At 71.5% G+C, this 14,523-nt stretch carries 12 protein-coding genes; 6 read left to right on the top strand and 6 right to left on the bottom strand.

Annotation, left to right across the window (positions count from 1 at the left end):
- Positions 1–15 precede the first annotated feature (15 nt).
- From murJ to G401_RS0118715, 3 genes are read left to right on the top strand one after another with little or no spacing between them, the layout of a single operon-like run.
- Positions 16–1,473: a murein biosynthesis integral membrane protein MurJ gene (gene murJ, locus G401_RS46690; RefSeq protein WP_051366825.1), complete on the top strand. Its 1,458-nt coding sequence runs from the start codon at positions 16–18 to the stop codon at positions 1,471–1,473.
- On the top strand, positions 1,470–2,288 hold the full coding sequence (locus tag G401_RS46685) for a hypothetical protein (RefSeq protein ID WP_051366824.1): 819 nt from the start codon (positions 1,470–1,472) through the stop codon (positions 2,286–2,288). The genes murJ and G401_RS46685 overlap by 4 nt, the downstream gene beginning before the upstream one ends.
- A gap of 1 nt (position 2,289) precedes the next feature.
- A complete protein-coding gene (locus G401_RS0118715) occupies positions 2,290–3,837 on the top strand; it encodes an asparagine synthetase B family protein (RefSeq protein ID WP_027343714.1) in 1,548 nt (515 codons plus the stop codon).
- A 106-nt stretch (positions 3,838–3,943) separates the two neighbouring features.
- Here the strand turns inward: G401_RS0118715 and G401_RS46680 are convergent, their stop codons facing one another.
- The 4 genes from G401_RS46680 to cobC all read right to left on the bottom strand — a co-directional run bounded on the left by G401_RS46680 (position 3,944) and on the right by cobC (position 8,333).
- Complete coding sequence (locus G401_RS46680) at positions 3,944–4,867, bottom strand: polysaccharide deacetylase family protein (RefSeq protein WP_051366823.1); 924 nt, start codon at positions 4,865–4,867, stop codon at positions 3,944–3,946.
- 114 nt (positions 4,868–4,981) lie between these two features.
- The gene (cobA, locus tag G401_RS0118705; RefSeq protein WP_245601768.1) at positions 4,982–6,127 is read right to left on the bottom strand and encodes a uroporphyrinogen-III C-methyltransferase; all 1,146 of its coding nucleotides are present in this window, start codon (positions 6,125–6,127) and stop codon (positions 4,982–4,984) included.
- 84 nt (positions 6,128–6,211) lie between these two features.
- Positions 6,212–7,261: a nicotinate-nucleotide--dimethylbenzimidazole phosphoribosyltransferase gene (gene cobT / locus G401_RS0118700; RefSeq protein WP_027343712.1), complete on the bottom strand. Its 1,050-nt coding sequence runs from the start codon at positions 7,259–7,261 to the stop codon at positions 6,212–6,214.
- Between the two features lie 13 nt (positions 7,262–7,274).
- A complete protein-coding gene (cobC, locus tag G401_RS0118695) occupies positions 7,275–8,333 on the bottom strand; it encodes an Rv2231c family pyridoxal phosphate-dependent protein CobC (protein WP_027343711.1) in 1,059 nt (352 codons plus the stop codon).
- 69 nt (positions 8,334–8,402) lie between these two features.
- Between cobC and G401_RS0118690 the strand changes: the two genes are divergently transcribed.
- Positions 8,403–10,628, top strand: coding sequence for a transglycosylase domain-containing protein (locus G401_RS0118690; RefSeq protein WP_157545862.1), 2,226 nt, complete (start codon positions 8,403–8,405; stop codon positions 10,626–10,628).
- 189 nt (positions 10,629–10,817) lie between these two features.
- Here G401_RS0118690 and G401_RS0118685 read toward each other — a convergent pair whose 3' ends face one another.
- Positions 10,818–11,384, bottom strand: coding sequence for a GNAT family N-acetyltransferase (locus G401_RS0118685; protein WP_034592149.1), 567 nt, complete (start codon positions 11,382–11,384; stop codon positions 10,818–10,820).
- Positions 11,385–11,672: 288 nt separating this feature from the next.
- Between G401_RS0118685 and G401_RS0118680 the strand changes: the two genes are divergently transcribed.
- Both G401_RS0118680 and G401_RS0118675 read left to right on the top strand, forming a co-directional pair.
- Entirely contained in the window at positions 11,673–12,470 is a 798-nt protein-coding gene (locus G401_RS0118680) for an SURF1 family cytochrome oxidase biogenesis protein (RefSeq protein WP_027343708.1), read from the top strand.
- A 10-nt stretch (positions 12,471–12,480) separates the two neighbouring features.
- Positions 12,481–13,095, top strand: coding sequence for a hypothetical protein (locus G401_RS0118675; RefSeq protein ID WP_034592147.1), 615 nt, complete (start codon positions 12,481–12,483; stop codon positions 13,093–13,095).
- A gap of 54 nt (positions 13,096–13,149) precedes the next feature.
- On the opposite strand, the gene G401_RS0118670 is transcribed toward G401_RS0118675, so the two are convergent.
- Positions 13,150–14,520: a dipeptidase gene (locus G401_RS0118670; RefSeq protein ID WP_027343706.1), complete on the bottom strand. Its 1,371-nt coding sequence runs from the start codon at positions 14,518–14,520 to the stop codon at positions 13,150–13,152.
- Positions 14,521–14,523: the final 3 nt, after the last annotated feature.

The raw sequence follows: 14,523 nt of genomic DNA, 5'->3' as shown, positions 1-14,523 counted from the left end.
CCCAGTGATCCTCCAGTGATCTCGGTACGCCGGGCGGCGGGCGTCCTCGCGGCCGGCAGTGCCGTCTCCCGCGTCACCGGTTTCGCCCGCACCCTCGTCATCACGGCGGCCGTCGGCGTGGGCGCGGCCGGGGACGCGTACGCGACCGCGAACGTGCTGCCGACGGTCGTCTTCGAGCTGCTCCTCGGCGGCATGCTGGCCGCGACCGCGGTCCCGTTGCTGGTGCACGCGTCCACCCGGGACGCCGACGGCGGGGTCGCGTACGCCCAGCGGCTGCTGACGCTCGTCACGGTCGCGATGGCAGCCGTGACGGTGATCGCGATCCTCTGCGCACCGGCGCTGGTCCGGCTTTACGGCATCACCGGAAACGCCGATCAAGTAGCCCTCGGTACGCTGCTCGCCCGGCTCCTGCTGACGGAGATCGTGTTCTATGCGATCGGCGGTCTCGCCGGGGCGGTCCTCGCCAGCCGCGGGTTGTTCGGCCCGGCGGCGTGGGCTCCGGTCGCCAACAACCTCGTCGTCATCGCCACGGGCGTCATTCTCCTGCGGAGGGGTGACATTCCGAGCCATGGCAGCGGCGCCTGGCTGCTCGGCCTCGGAACGGCTCTGGGCATCGGGATACAGGCGGCCGTCGTCCTGCCGTTCCTGCGGCGGGCCGGCGTGCGGTGGCGGTGGCGCTGGGACTGGCGCGGCACCGGACTCGGCGAGGCCGGCCGGCTCGGCGCCTGGGTGCTGGCCGACTGCGCCCTGAGCCAGCTCGGCTTCCTCGTGCTGACCTATGCCGCCAACACGGCCGGCCGCGCGTCGGGCACGGGTTCGGCCGTGTACGCCAACGCGAACCTGCTGTTCCAGATGCCCTACGGCGTTCTCGCGGTCGCCCTGCAGTCGGCCCTGCTGCCCCGGATGAGCCGGCACGCGGCCGACGCCGACGCCGAGGCGCTGCGGTCGGACCTGCGGCGCGGCGCGGCCTGGTCGGCTCTCGCCCTGCTTCCCGTCACCCTCGTCTTCGTGACGCTCGGCCCGTGGCTGGCCGAACTCGCCTTCGCCCGCGGCCGCGTCGACGCCGGGCAGGCCCGCTCGGTCGGCGTCACGCTGGCCGTCGCCGCGTTCGGCCTCGTCCCGCTGGCTGTCAGCACCCTGCAACGGCAGGCGCTGTACGCGCTCAAGGACGCGCGTACGCCGGTCGTGCTCAATCTCGTCATGACCGGCGTACGGGTGCCGCTGTTCCTGGCCGCGCCGCTGCTGCTGCCGGCCGGCTGGGTCGTGCCCGCCCTCGGCGCGGTGACGGGATTGTCCACAGTGGCCGGCTGGTACGCGGGGAATCTCGTGCGGCCGCTGCGAGGAGCGGCCGGGCCGGCGGCCGTGGCCCGAGCCGTGGCGGCTGAGCTGGGCGTACTCGGCCGTCGATTCCGGCGCGCCCAGCCGCAAGAAATGGACAATTCGCATTCTTTGCCACAGAATCTCCGTTTGTGATCGCCCGTTACCGCGAGGCCGTGGCCGACCTGCTGCTCGACCTCGCCCCGCACGCGGCGAGCGGCGACCACCACAAGATCGACATCGTCGCCCGCGACCGGGTCGAGGACACGGCCGAGCTCGCCATCGTCCTCACCGCCACGCCGGGCGGCGCCCTCGCCGCCCTCGACCGCCTCGCCACCGAGGTACACGCCTACCAGCCGAACCGGCGCAGCTCCGCCGCGGATCTCCTCGCGTTCCTGCGGATCTGGTGGTACGCGCAGATCGACGCCGCCTGGTGGGGCGACGTCCGGCCCTACGCGACGGACGACGAGATCGCCACGGCGGCCGAGCTGACCGACATCGCCCCGCTCCGCGCGCGCGGGATCGTCCACTATCGACGGCAGCCGCGGACCTACGCCGGGCGGGCCGTCCGCGCCGTCGCCCGCCGGGCCCTCCCGGACCACACTCCGCGGACTTCGGGGCTGCTGTCCACGCGTACGCGGATGGAGGTCGCGGAGCTGGTGGAGCAGATGGCCGCCGCCTTCACGCGGCCGCTGTGGGTGACCAGCCTGACCCGCAGCCTGGAGCATCAGCAGCGGCTGAAGAGCCTGGGGTACGCGGCGCTGTCGCCGAGCGCGCACTGCACGGGATACGCCGCCGACCTGGAGATGGCCTGGTACGCGCGCCTCGGCGTGGCCGGCGAGCTGGCCGCGGTGCTACGGGAGCGGCAGGCCGCCGGCGACCTGAACGTGATCGACGAGGGCCAGGCGTGGCACGTGTGCGTGAGCCCGGACGCGGCGGCGGCGCTTGCCGGCGGGAAGGCAGGAGCCTGACATGTGCGGAATCGCCCTCGTCCTCGGGGCCGGCGCCGACGCGGACCTCTTCGACCGCATGCTCGGCGCGCTCGCGGCCCGCGGCGAGGTCTCCGAGGTGGCCTGCGCCGACGACCTGCTCGCCGGTACGCAGCGCCTGCGGATCGTCGACCGTGAACACGCGGTGCAGCCGTGGACCTCGCCCGACGGCACCTGGCTGCTGTGCTTCAACGGTGAGATCTTCAACCACCGTGAGCTGCGGGCCGACCTGACCGCGGCGGGCCGGCTGTTCGGCACCGAGAGCGACACCGAGGTCGTGCTGGAGGCGTTCCGGCACTGGGGCGCCGAAGCCGTGCGCCACTTCCGGGGCGAGTACGCCTTCGCCGCCGTCGAGCGCCCGACCGGCCGCGTCTACCTCGCCCGGGACCCGTTGGGCGTGAAGCCGCTGTACTGGTCGCGCACGGGCGACCGGCTGCACATCGCGTCGGAGGCCAAGGCCCTCGTACCGGCGGGCGCCCCGATCCGGGAGGTGCCGCCCGGCCACCACGGCTGGGCGTCCGCGGTGGACGGTCCGGCGCTGGCGCCCTACATCGACCTCGGCTTCGACGAGCCGCTGATCGAAGATCTCGACGAGGCCGTCGCGCTGGTCCGCGCGGCCGTCGTGGACGCGATCCGCGTACGCGTGGACACCGATCTCACCGTCGGCGTCATCCTGTCCGGCGGGCTCGACAGTTCACTGACCCTGCACGAGGTGCGCAAGGTCCACCCCGACTGCGTGGCCTTCACGATCGGGGCGCCGGACAGCCCGGATCTCGCGTACGCGCGGCGGCTCACGGCCGACCTCGGCGTACGCCACGAGATCATCGAAGTGCGCCCCGGCGACATCCGCCTGCCCGACATCCGGGAGGCGATCCGGCTCGGCGAGCTGACCGAGTACGGCGACATCATCAACGCGGTCGTCTCCGTACCGCTGTTCCGCCGGGTCCACGAGGCCGGCGTCAAGGTGGTGCTCACCGGCGACGGCTCCGACGAACTGTTCGGCGGCTACTCCATGTACCGCCGCGTACCGCCGGTGGCCGCCCGGCGGCTGTTCCTGCACAAGATCCGCAACTTGTCGCGTACCGAGCTGCAGCGGGTGGACCGGGCGAGCATGGGCCAGGGGGTGGAGGCACGCGTACCGTTCCTCGACCTCGCCCTGGTACGCCTCGCGCTCCGCCTCCCGGTCGACGTCAAGGTACGCGACGGCGTGGAGAAGTGGATCCTGCGGCAGGCGTTCCGGGGCGAACTGCCGGAGTACATCCTGAACCGGCCCAAGAACCCGATGTCCTACTCGTCGGGGCTGCACGAACGGGCCCGGCTGTACAAGCCGCTGTTCGCCCGGCTGCACCGGTCCTACGGCTACGACCTGCTCGAACCGGTACGCCGGGACTTCGACACGCTGCTCGCGCGGAGCGGCTACGACCTCGACCGGCTCGCGACGGTGGCGCCGGACTACACGGTCTGGGAGCACGCCCGGGACCTGCTGGGAGCCTTGCGCTGGAACGCCTTCCCGCCCCGCCGCCCCTCCTGACAGCGCCCCTCCCGCTCCCATGATCCGGCTTGGATCAGGTTTTCCACCCGAATCTTGGTCCATGATTCGGGTGATTTCCCTGATCCAAACCGGATCATCAGGGCGGCTATTGCTGGCCGGCGTGGAGCGGGAGCTGGATGCCGTAGAGCTTCGGCGGGTCCACGCCGGGCGGCAGCGCCTCCAGGTGGAACCGGGCCACGAAGTTCGGGAGGATCGTGCGGAGTGCCGCCACGCTCTGCGAACGGTTGCCCCCGCCGTCGTGCATGAGCACGATCGAGCCGGGGTGGGTGTCACCGAGGATCGTGGACAGGATGCTTCCGGTGCCCGGCTTCATCCAGTCCCGCGGATCGACCTGCCAGTGCAGCGGCGTCATGCCGAGCCGGGTCGCGATCGCCACGATCCCCGGCGTCCAGGCCCCGCCGGGTTGGCGGTAGTACGAGATCTTCGCGTCGGGCGCGGCCGCGTGGATCGCGTCGCTCGTCCGCCGCAGGTCCGCCTGGATCCACTCAGGAGTACGCGTACCGAGGGCGATGTCGTGGATCCAGCTGTGGTTGCAGATCGTGTGGCCTTCGGCGACGATCCGGCGTACCAGCGCGGGGAACTGCACGACGTTGACCCCGATCAGGCAGAACGTCGCCTTCACGTGGTAGCGCGCGAGCAGGTCGAGCACCTGCGGCGTCCAGTCCGGGTCGGGCCCGTCGTCGAACGTGAGCGCCACGTCGGGGTAGCCGGTCGTGATCCGGCTGCCGTACGGCCCGCTGGGCTCGCGCGGCAGCGGCGGGTGGTCGGGTCCGGTGATCGGAACCGACCGGGGTGCGAGCGGCGGCGCGGCCACGAGCCGGGGCTTCGCCGCCTCGGGTTGCCGGGCCGTGTCGGTGATGCCGTCGGCGGTCGCGTTCCTGTGCGTACCGGCGGCCGGCGGCTTGGTGCGCGACTTGGACGACATCTGCCCCAGCATGTGCCCGCTGCCGAGCAGCACCGCGATGATCGCGAGGACACCGCCCCACTTGAGCCACCCGAGTCTGCGCACCGCGCACGCACCGCCTCACACACCCCGCAACGCCATTCGTCGCCCTTAGTGTGTTATATCGGACTTAACGGTGAGAGTTCCCAGACTTGGATCAAACTCGCAAAACCCGCACGCTCACCCCAGGACCGTCACGACCTCTCCGATGACCGTGACGACCGGCGTACGCAGGTCGGCGGCGGCGCTCGCGATGCTCGCCAGGGTCCCGCGGACGACCACCTGCTGGGAGGTGCTGCCCTCCTGGACGGCCGCGGCGGGGGTCTCCGGATTCCGGCCGCCCCGGATGAGCACGTCGGCGATCTCCGCCAGGTGCCGCAGGCCCATGAGCACCACGATCGTCCCGCGCGCCCGGGCCAGCGCCGGCCAGTCGACCAGCGACTCGGGCGACGAGGGGGCCACGTGCCCGGACAGCACCGTGAACTCGTGGGTCACGCCGCGATGGGTGACCGGAATGCCGGCCAGGGCCGGAACCGAGATCGCGCTGGTCACGCCGGGCACCACCAGCACCGGTACGCCGGCCTCCGAGCACGCGATCGCCTCCTCGCCGCCGCGGCCGAAGACGAACGGGTCGCCGCCCTTGAGGCGTACGACGAACTTGCCGGCGCGGGCCCGGTCGACCAGGGTCTCGTTGATGAAGGACTGGGCGGCGGCCGCGCCGTAGGGCAGCTTCGCGACGTCGAGCACCTCGACCTCGGGCCGCAGCTCGTCGAGCAGTACGCCGGGCGCCAGCCGGTCGGCCACGACGACGTCGGCGGCGTTGAGCAGGCGGCGGCCCTTGACGGTGATCAGTTCGGGATCGCCCGGGCCACCGCCGACGAGGGCCACGGTCCCGGCCAGGCGGTCGGCGGAGATCTCGCTGAGCAGGCCGGCGATGCGGTCGCGTACGCCCATCGACAGGCGAGGTGATCCGCCGCCCAGGACGGCCACGGTCACCTGGCCGTGCCGGGTGACGGCCGGAGTCCACGCCGTCGCGGCATGCCGGTCGTCCGCGCGTACGCAGAAGATGCGCCTCTCCTCGGCGGCGGCGGAGACGGCGGCGCCGGCGGTCGGATCGTCGACGGCGCAGTGCACGAGCCACGCACCGTCGAGATCGGACGGTGTGAAGACGCGCTCGTGGTAGGTGAAGCGGGGCAGGAGGCCCTGCAGAGCCGGGCTGAGGGCGGGCGAGACGAGCACGACGTCGGCGCCCGCGTCGAGCAGCGCCGGTACGCGCCGGGTGGCGATCGCGCCGCCGCCGACCACGACGACGCGGCGACCGGCCAACCGAAGGCCGAGAGGGTAATCGGGGGAACTCACTCGCTCACTCCGGTGTCGAGAGGGGCAGTCGTACGAAGCCGCACCCGGACGTCATTTCTCGCTGACGCCCGCGGTGTCGAAGGTGGCCACCTCGTGCAGGACCCGGACGGCCGCGGCGGCGATCGGCAGCGCGAGGACCGCGCCGGTCCCCTCGCCGAGCCGCAGGCCGAGGTCGAGCAGGGGTTCGAGGTCCAGATGGGACAGTGCGACGGTGGCGCCCGGCTCGACCGAGCGGTGCCCGGCGACGAGGGCACCGAGCGCGGCCGGGGCCAGGGCGACGGCCGCCAGGGCCGCCGAGACGGCGATGACCCCGTCCAGCACCACCGGTACGCCACGCGCCGCGCCGCCGAGGATCAGCCCCGCGAGGGCGGCGTGCTCCAGGCCGCCGACCGCCGCGAGGACGCCGACCGGATCGGTCGGCTCGGGCGAGTGCAGGGCCAGCGCCCGGCGGACCACGTCGATCTTGGTCGTGTGGGTGGCGCTGTCGATACCGGTGCCGAGACCGGTCACTCGGCCCGGGTCGACGCCGGTGAACGTGGCGATGAGCGCCGCCGACGGCGTGGTGTTGGCGATGCCCATGTCGCCGGTCAGCAGCGCCCTCGTCCCCGCGTCGACGAGCTGGTCGGCGACCGTGATGCCGACCTCGATCGCCTGCAGGGCCTCCGCCCGGGTCAGCGCCGGTTCGACCGCGAGGTCGCGGGTGCCGGGGCGTACCTTGGCGAGGATCAGGCCCGGGCCGGCTTCGAGAGTGGCCGCGACGCCCACGTCGACGACGGTCACGTGCACACCGGCCTGCCGGGCGAACGCGTTGACCACCGCGCCGCCGGCCAGGAAGTTCGCGACCATCTGCGCGGTGACCTCCTGCGGCCACGGCGTGACGCCCTGCGCGTGGACCCCGTGGTCGCCCGCGAACACGACGACCGTCGCCGGATCCAGCAGCGGCGGCGGGCAGGTACGCGCCAGCCCGGCGAGCCGGATCGACAGCTCCTCCAGGACGCCCAGCGAACCCGCCGGCTTCGTCAGCCGCCCCTGCAACGCCCGGGCCGCCTCCATCGCGGCGACGTCGGGCGGCACGATCGACGCGATCGTCCGGTTCAGCAACTCGCTCGTCGGCTCAGTCATCCGCCATCACCCTCTTCAGGACCGCGAGGAACGCGTCCGTCGTCGCAGTGTCGCGTACCGCGATGCGCAGCCAGTCCGCGCCCAGCCCTGGGAATGTATCGCCCCGGCGGACGGCCCAGCCGCGTACACGCAGCTCCGCCCGGATCTGTTCGGCGCCGGGGCGGTACGCCGGCACGAAAGAGCTCGCGGGTTCGCCCGGGACGGTGATACCAATGTCACGCAGTCCTCCCACGAGGTGGGCACGCTCGGCCACCAGACGGACCGCGTACGCGTCGGCCGCCGCGAGCGCGTCCGGCTGGGAGCAGGCGACGGCGGCCGCGAGGGCCGGCGTACTCACCGGCCACAGGGGAGCCATGCGGCGCAACGGTTTCAGCAGTTCGGGCGCGCCGAGCAGGTAGCCGATGCGCAGCCCGGCCAGGCCCCACGTCTTCGTCAGACTCCGCAGCACCAGCAGGCCGGGGATGTCAGCTCGGTGCGCCACGGACGCGGCCTCGCCGGGGACCGTGTCCGCGAACGCCTCGTCCACCAGCAGCACCCGGCCGGGCCGGGCCAGCCGCTCGATCGTCTCGACCGGGTGCAGCACCGAGGTCGGGTTGGTCGGGTTGCCGAGCACCACCAGATCCGCCTCGTCCGGCACCGCCGCCGGGTCCAGCACCCACGGCGGCTCCAGCACCAGCCGCCGCACGTCGTGGCCCACCGCGGCCAGCGCCGCCTCCGGCTCCGTGAACTGCGGATGGACCACCAGGGGTACGCGTACCCGCAGAGCCTGAGCGACCAGCGTGAATGCCTGTGCCGCGCCCGCGGTCAGCAGCACCTCACCCGCCGCGCGCCGGTGCCGGGCGGCCACGGCCTCGCGCGCCGCGTCGTCGCGGGGGTACGCCGAAAGCTGCGACAGGGATCGCAGGAGCGGTCCGGACAGCCAGTCGGGCATTGGCTCGGTACGCACATTGACGGCCAGGTCGATGAGACCGTCGCCGACCTCGGCGTCACCGTGATGGTGGAGATCCACGATCGGAGGGTAACCAGATGCTGTGTCGACAAGTTGACCCAGGCGTTGTTTCCTCCGCGCCGTTTGTCGCTTTCAATCACTTCATACCGTGACATGTCCTACCTTGGACGAGTGATGAAGCGCACCCTCGCCGCTGGCGGCCGACTAGCTCCCATCCTCCGCGCCGGCCTGATCTCGGGCGTGATCGTCGCCGCGGTGACCTACCCGCTGGCCGCGGTCGGCGGGCTGGGCGTGAAATCCGGTGTCGACTGGTACACCTCGCTGCCGAGCGACCTGCACGTCCAGCCGCCCGCCCAGACCACCTACGTGTACGCGAGCGACAACAAGACGCTGCTGACGACGTTCTATGAAGAGCACCGGAAGTACACGTCGATCAACGACATGTCGGAGAACATCCAGCATGCGATCGTGGCCGCCGAAGACGCCCGTTTCTACGAGCACAACGGCGTCGACGTGAAGGGCATCGCCCGCGCGTTCGTGGCCAACCACAACAACGGCGAGGTCACGCAGGGCGCGTCCACCCTGACGATGCAGTACGTCCGCGCGACTCTCCGCGACGGGGCGCAGACGCCCGAGGAGGTCAAGGACGCCACCGAGCAGACCTCCGGCCGGAAGATCCGCGAGATCCGGCTCGCCATCGAGCTCGAGAAGCAGCTGAGCAAGCAGGAGATCCTCGAGCGGTACCTGAACGTCGCGTACTTCGGGCACCGCGCGTACGGCATCTTCGCGGCGTCGCAGATCTTCTTCTCGAAGAGCCCGAAGGACCTCACCCCGTCCGAGGCGGCGACCCTGGCCGGCCTGGTGCAGGCGCCCTCGCTCTACGACCCCGCGAACTCCGACCCGGGTCCGGCCACCGAGCGGCGCAACTACGTCCTCAAGCGCATGGTCGACCTCGGCTACCTGCAGGCGAGCGAGGCGACGGCGGCGGAGAAGCAGCCGATCAAGCTGAAGATCACGAACCCGCCGAACGACTGCGTCTCGATCCCCAACAACATCAACAGCTTCGGCTACTTCTGCGACGTGTTCAAAGAGTGGTGGATGGAGCAACCGGCCTTCGGCAAGAACGCGGCCGAACGCGAGAGCAACCTGCGCCGCGGCGGCTACCGCGTCGTCACGAGCATCGATCCCAGGATCCAGGCGGCCGCCCAACGCAACATCGGCGTCAGCAAGAGCAGCGTGTTCGCGAACGGCGTGGTGCTGGTGGAGCCGCGTACCGGGCTGATCAAGGCGATGGGGATCAACCGCTACTACTCGCTGGACCAGTCCCAGAACGGCACGAACTCCGACTACAACAAGGCGAACGCCAACATCAAGGGCAACTATCCCAACACCGTGAACCCGCTCGACGGCGGTGGCCTGTCCCCCGCCGGATACCAGGCCGGTTCGACGTTCAAGATGTTCACGATGCTCGCCGCGCTGCAGTCCGGCATGAAGCTGACGCAGTCGTTCTACGCGCCGAACACCTATGTCTCCAAGTACTTCGCGGGCTGGGGTGAACGCGGTTCGTGCGGCGGCGGCCACTGGTGCCCGTCCAACGCCTCCGCGGCCATGACCGGTACGCAGAACATGTGGACCGGCTTCGGCAAGTCGGTGAACACGTACTTCGTCCAGCTGGAACAGGCCGTCGGCGCGGACAACGTCGTGAAGATGGCCGAGAGCCTGGGCCTGACGTGGCACAACGACGTCGACACGATGATGGCGACCTACCCGCGCAGCCGGACCTGGGGCGCGTTCACCCTGGGCGTGGCCGACACGACGCCGCTCGAGATGGCCACCGCGTACGCGGCCGTCGCCGGGGACGGCCTCTACTGCAAGGCCCGCCCGGTCATGGAGATCTGGAAGCCGGACGGTACGCCGGCGACGTACACCAACGCCGACGGGGATTCGGTGATGGCCGCCGCGCCGCAGTGCAAGCAGGTCGTCGACCCCCAGGTCGCCCGGGCCGCCACCGACGCCGCCCGCTGCGTCACCGGCTACGGCGCCGCCCGCGCCAGCTGCGGCAGCTGGAACACGACCGGCAGCCTCCCGTACAACCTGCTCGGACGGCCGATCGCCGGCAAGACCGGTACGACGGACGACACCCGGGCGGCGTGGTTCGTCGGGTTCACGCCGGAGCTGGCGGCGGCGAGTTTCATGGCCGACCCGGACAATCCGTTCAACGTCGTCGGCGACTGGAACTACAACGTGCCGATCAACGCGGCGGTCCTGACGCTCAAGGACGCGCTGGCGAACACTCCGGTGCACTACTTCACGCCGCCGTCCGGGGCGATCGTCGGCGGGGCCAAGTATGTCGAGGCGCCCAAGTCGCCGGCCAAGCCCAAGAAGAAGCCCAGGTAGTCCGAAGACGGCCCGAAGACGGCCCGAAGGCAAGATCCCGTTTGGATCACGGTTGTCACCCGAATCATGGCCCAAGATTCGGGTGATTTCCCTGATCCAAGCGGGATCTTGGCGTACGCGGGGTCGGGCGTACGCGGGGTCGGGCGTGCGCGGGGTCGGGCGTGCGCGGGGGTCGGGCGTGCGCCGGGGTTACTTGAGGTCGGCGGCGACCAGGGACCAGACTTCGAGGTCGACCCGGCCGCTGTGGACGAAGCCCGCGTTGCGCAGCAGCCCCTCGTAGATGAAGCCCGCCTTCTCCGCCACCCGGCGCGAGGGCAGGTTGCCGGGCGCCACTCGCAGCTCGATCCGCTGGAAGCCGTGCTCCAGGACGAGCGCGAGGCTCAGCGCGTCCACCGCCTCCGGTGCGAAGCCGAAGCCGCGCATGTCGGAGGAGATCGCGTACGAGACCTCGGTCACCCGCGACGCCCAGTCCGTGCGCTTCGTCCACAGGCAGCCGATGAAGGCGCCGTCCTCGCGCCGGACGATCCCGTAGTGGTCGCCCTGGCCGCTGTCGCGCCGCTCGGTGGCCAGTTCGGTGCACCACGCCCGGCCCTCGATCTGGCCGAACTCGCTGGGGAACGGCAGCCACCGCTGGACCAGTTTGTCGCCGAACACCTCGCCGACGGGCTTCGCGTCGTCGGCGTCGAGGGGGCGCACGTCCAGCCGTGGAGTCGCCACCGTGAGGGTGGGGAAGCGCCTGATCGCAACTTCCGACATGCCAGCTCCGATCGCTCGGGGTGCGCCGTGGGCCGCCAGGCCGTTGATGGGTGACGCTGTACGCCCATGACTTCGAGTGGCCTCGAAGACCCGTCGGGCCTTGGCAGACCGGCGACCTGGGAGGCCACTGGGCACCTTACCCAACTGTTCCGGACGATGCCGGTAGGTCAGCCTAAGGTGCGCTGTGAGAGTACTGGCAATCGGTGATACGGGTCACATATCTCGACGTCTTGACGGCCGAGCCCTGGCACCGTCCGGCAATTTCCGGCGTGTCGGTACGCTCGACCGGTGCGTACCTTGCTGACCCCCCGGTGGCTCGGGCTGCTGCTGGCCGCCCTCGCGCTCGCCGCGACGATGGTTTTCCTCGGCCGGTGGCAGCTGCACCGCTACGAGGAGCGGTCGGCGATCAACGATCGGATCCACGCGGGCGAGACCGGCGCGGCCGTCCCGGCGGACCGGTTGCTCCCCCGCCCGGCGGACGGGCCCGGTTCGGTCGGACCGGCCCTGCCCGACGACGCGGCCTGGCGGCGGGTGACCGTCACCGGCACCTATGACAGTGCCGGTGAGCTGCTCGTCCGCAACCGGACGGTGGACAGCACGGTGGGCTTCGAGGTGATCACACCGCTGGTGACCGCCGACGGTACGACCTTCCTGGTCGACCGGGGCTGGATCCCGCCGAGCCCGAAGGGGCCGACCGTCGCGCCCTCGGTCCCGGCGGCGCCGACCGGGTCCGTGACCATCACCGCCCGGGTGCACCCGTCCGAGAGCGGTGGCACCGACACGGTCCAGGTCGACGGCCGGACCGAGATCCGCCGGGTGGCGACCGGACCCGTCGCCCGGTTCCTCGACAAGTACGCGGTCTACGACGGCTACCTCCTGGCGGTCGACGGAAGCCCGGGCGCGACGTCGCAGCCGATCCCGGTCGACGACGAGAACGCCTGGCAGAACGCCGCGTACGTGGTGCAGTGGTGGCTCTTCGCCGGCCTGACCCTGTTCGGGTTCGGCTACCTGCTGCGCAAGGAGCACCTGGAAGGTCTCGCGGGTACGCCCACCGAGGCCTCTCGCACGGCGGCGCCCGTCGCTTAACCTGTGAGGCATGCCCGAGCCCACCCTCCCGCTGCCCACCGAGCCGATACCGCCGTCGCACGGTGAGCCGCACGGGCACCTGCCACCCCAGGACCCGTACGCCGACACGATGCCCGCGTACGCCATCGGGCCGTACGCGCCGCCGCCGGCCGCACCGGTCGCACCCGTACAGCCGCCGGCTCCGCCCGTGCAGCCGCCGGCTCCTGCCGCCCCGCCGCCGGCCCGGCCGTCGAACGCGATCGTCCCCGCACCGGTTCCGGCACCCGGCACGCCGCCGCCGATCGTGGCGCGGATCGGCGAGATCGCGGTCAGCTCGACGACGATCTACACGCCGGCCGGCGAGATGCCGCTGCGCCGCTCCCAGTGGCTCGTCACCGACCAGCGCCAGGCCCACACCAAGATCCCGACCTGGGCGATCGTGCTGACGATCCTCACGTTCTTCTGCATGCCGCTGCTGAACTTCCTGTTCCTGCTGGCCCGGGAGACGTACTACACAGGACAGTCGGTGGTCAGCGTGACCAGTGGCGGGCGGCACTACGTCGCCTACATCCCGGTCGCGAATCAGGCGCAGGCCGCGAGCCTGAACAGCCAGATCAACTACGTGCGGTCGCTGGCCGCCCTGTAGACGCGGCGAGCCCGGTCCCCTCCACGAGGGCACCGGGCTCGGAACGCTCGCGCGTCAGAGCGCCGCGACGTTGCGCAGCAGCATGGCCTCGGCCAGGCAGACCTTCTCGAACTCACCGAGGTGCAGGCTCTCGTTGGGGCCGTGCGCCTTGGAGAACGGGTCCTCCACACCGGTCACCAGGACCGCCGCGTCGGGGAACGCCTCCTTGAAGGTCGCGATGAACGGGATCGACCCGCCGACGCCGATGTCCACCGGCTCGGTGCCGTCCCACGCCGCCTTGAACGCCGAGCGGGCGGCGTCGTAGGCCGGCCCGGTCGCCTCGATCACGATGGGGTCGCCGTCGTGCTCGAAGCTCACCGTCACCCGGGCTCCCCAGGGCGCGTGCTTCTCCAGGTGCGCCTTCAGAGTCGCGTACGCGCGGCGGCGGTCGTCCCCCGGCGCGAGGCGTACGCTGATCTTGGCCTTGGCCGTCGGGATCACGGCGTTGGGCGCGCCCGCGGTCGGCGGCGCGTCGATGGCGAGCACGGAGATCGCGGGCTTGGTCCACAGCCGCTCGACGATCCGGCCGGTGCCGATGAGCTCGACGCCGTCGAGGATGCCGGTCTCCTCGCGGAACCGGTCCTCGGGGTAGTCCAGCGGCGCGGCGGAGGTCGACACGAGACCGTCGACGGCGACGTCGCCGTTGTCGTCGTGCAGCGTGGCCAGCAGCCGCGCGATCGTCATGAGCGCGTCCGGGGTGGCGCCGCCGGCCATGCCCGAGTGCACGGCCTGCTTGAGCACCTTGACCTCGACGAACAGGTTCACGATGCCGCGCAGCGAGGTCGTCAGCGCCGGTACGCCGATGTCCCAGTTGCCGGAGTCCGCGATGACGATGACGTCGCTCGACAGCGTGTCCTTGTGCGCTTCCAGCAGGTCCGGCAGGGACGCGGAGCCGAACTCCTCCTCGCCCTCGACGAACACCACGACCCCGACCGGTACGCGATCGTCGGCCGTGCCGCAGCCGAAGGCGCGCAGCGCCGCCACGTGGGCCATGATGCCGGCCTTGTCGTCGGCGCAGCCGCGGCCGTAGAGGCGGCCATCCCGCTCGACGGGCTCGAACGGGTCGCTCTCCCAGCGGGACAGGTCGCCGACGGGCTGGACGTCGTGGTGGGCGTAGAGCAGCACGGTCGGCGCGCCGGGCGGGGCGGGCTTGACGCCGATCACGGCCGGGTGGCCGTCACCGATCCGCGCGATCTGGGTCTGCAGGCCCAGCCCGCGCAGCAATTCGGCGACCGCCTCGGCGGACCGCTCGAGCGGCGTGAAGTCGAAGCCTTCGAAGGCGATGCCCGGGATACGGGCCAGCCGTTCGAGATCGGCGCGGACGCCCGGCAGCTCGCGGGCGATCGCCGTGCGCAGCTCCTCGTCGCTGAAGGAGGGTGTTGTCATGAC

Source organism: Hamadaea tsunoensis DSM 44101 (genome assembly GCF_000428945.1).
Classification (GTDB): domain Bacteria; phylum Actinomycetota; class Actinomycetes; order Mycobacteriales; family Micromonosporaceae; genus Hamadaea; species Hamadaea tsunoensis.
Note: the sequence above shows the minus strand (reverse complement) of the source record. Positions and strands in the feature narration are given on the sequence as shown.

Excerpts from the sequence above, each read along its gene's own strand:
- G401_RS0118715 (WP_027343714.1), top strand. The coding sequence starts at position 2,290 with ATGTGCGGAATCGCCCTCGTCCTCGGGGCCGGCGCCGACGCGGACCTC.
- G401_RS0118685 (WP_034592149.1), bottom strand. The coding sequence starts at position 11,384 with ATGTCGGAAGTTGCGATCAGGCGCTTCCCCACCCTCACGGTGGCGACT.
- G401_RS0118675 (WP_034592147.1), top strand. The coding sequence starts at position 12,481 with ATGCCCGAGCCCACCCTCCCGCTGCCCACCGAGCCGATACCGCCGTCG.
- G401_RS0118670 (WP_027343706.1), bottom strand. The coding sequence starts at position 14,520 with ATGACAACACCCTCCTTCAGCGACGAGGAGCTGCGCACGGCGATCGCC.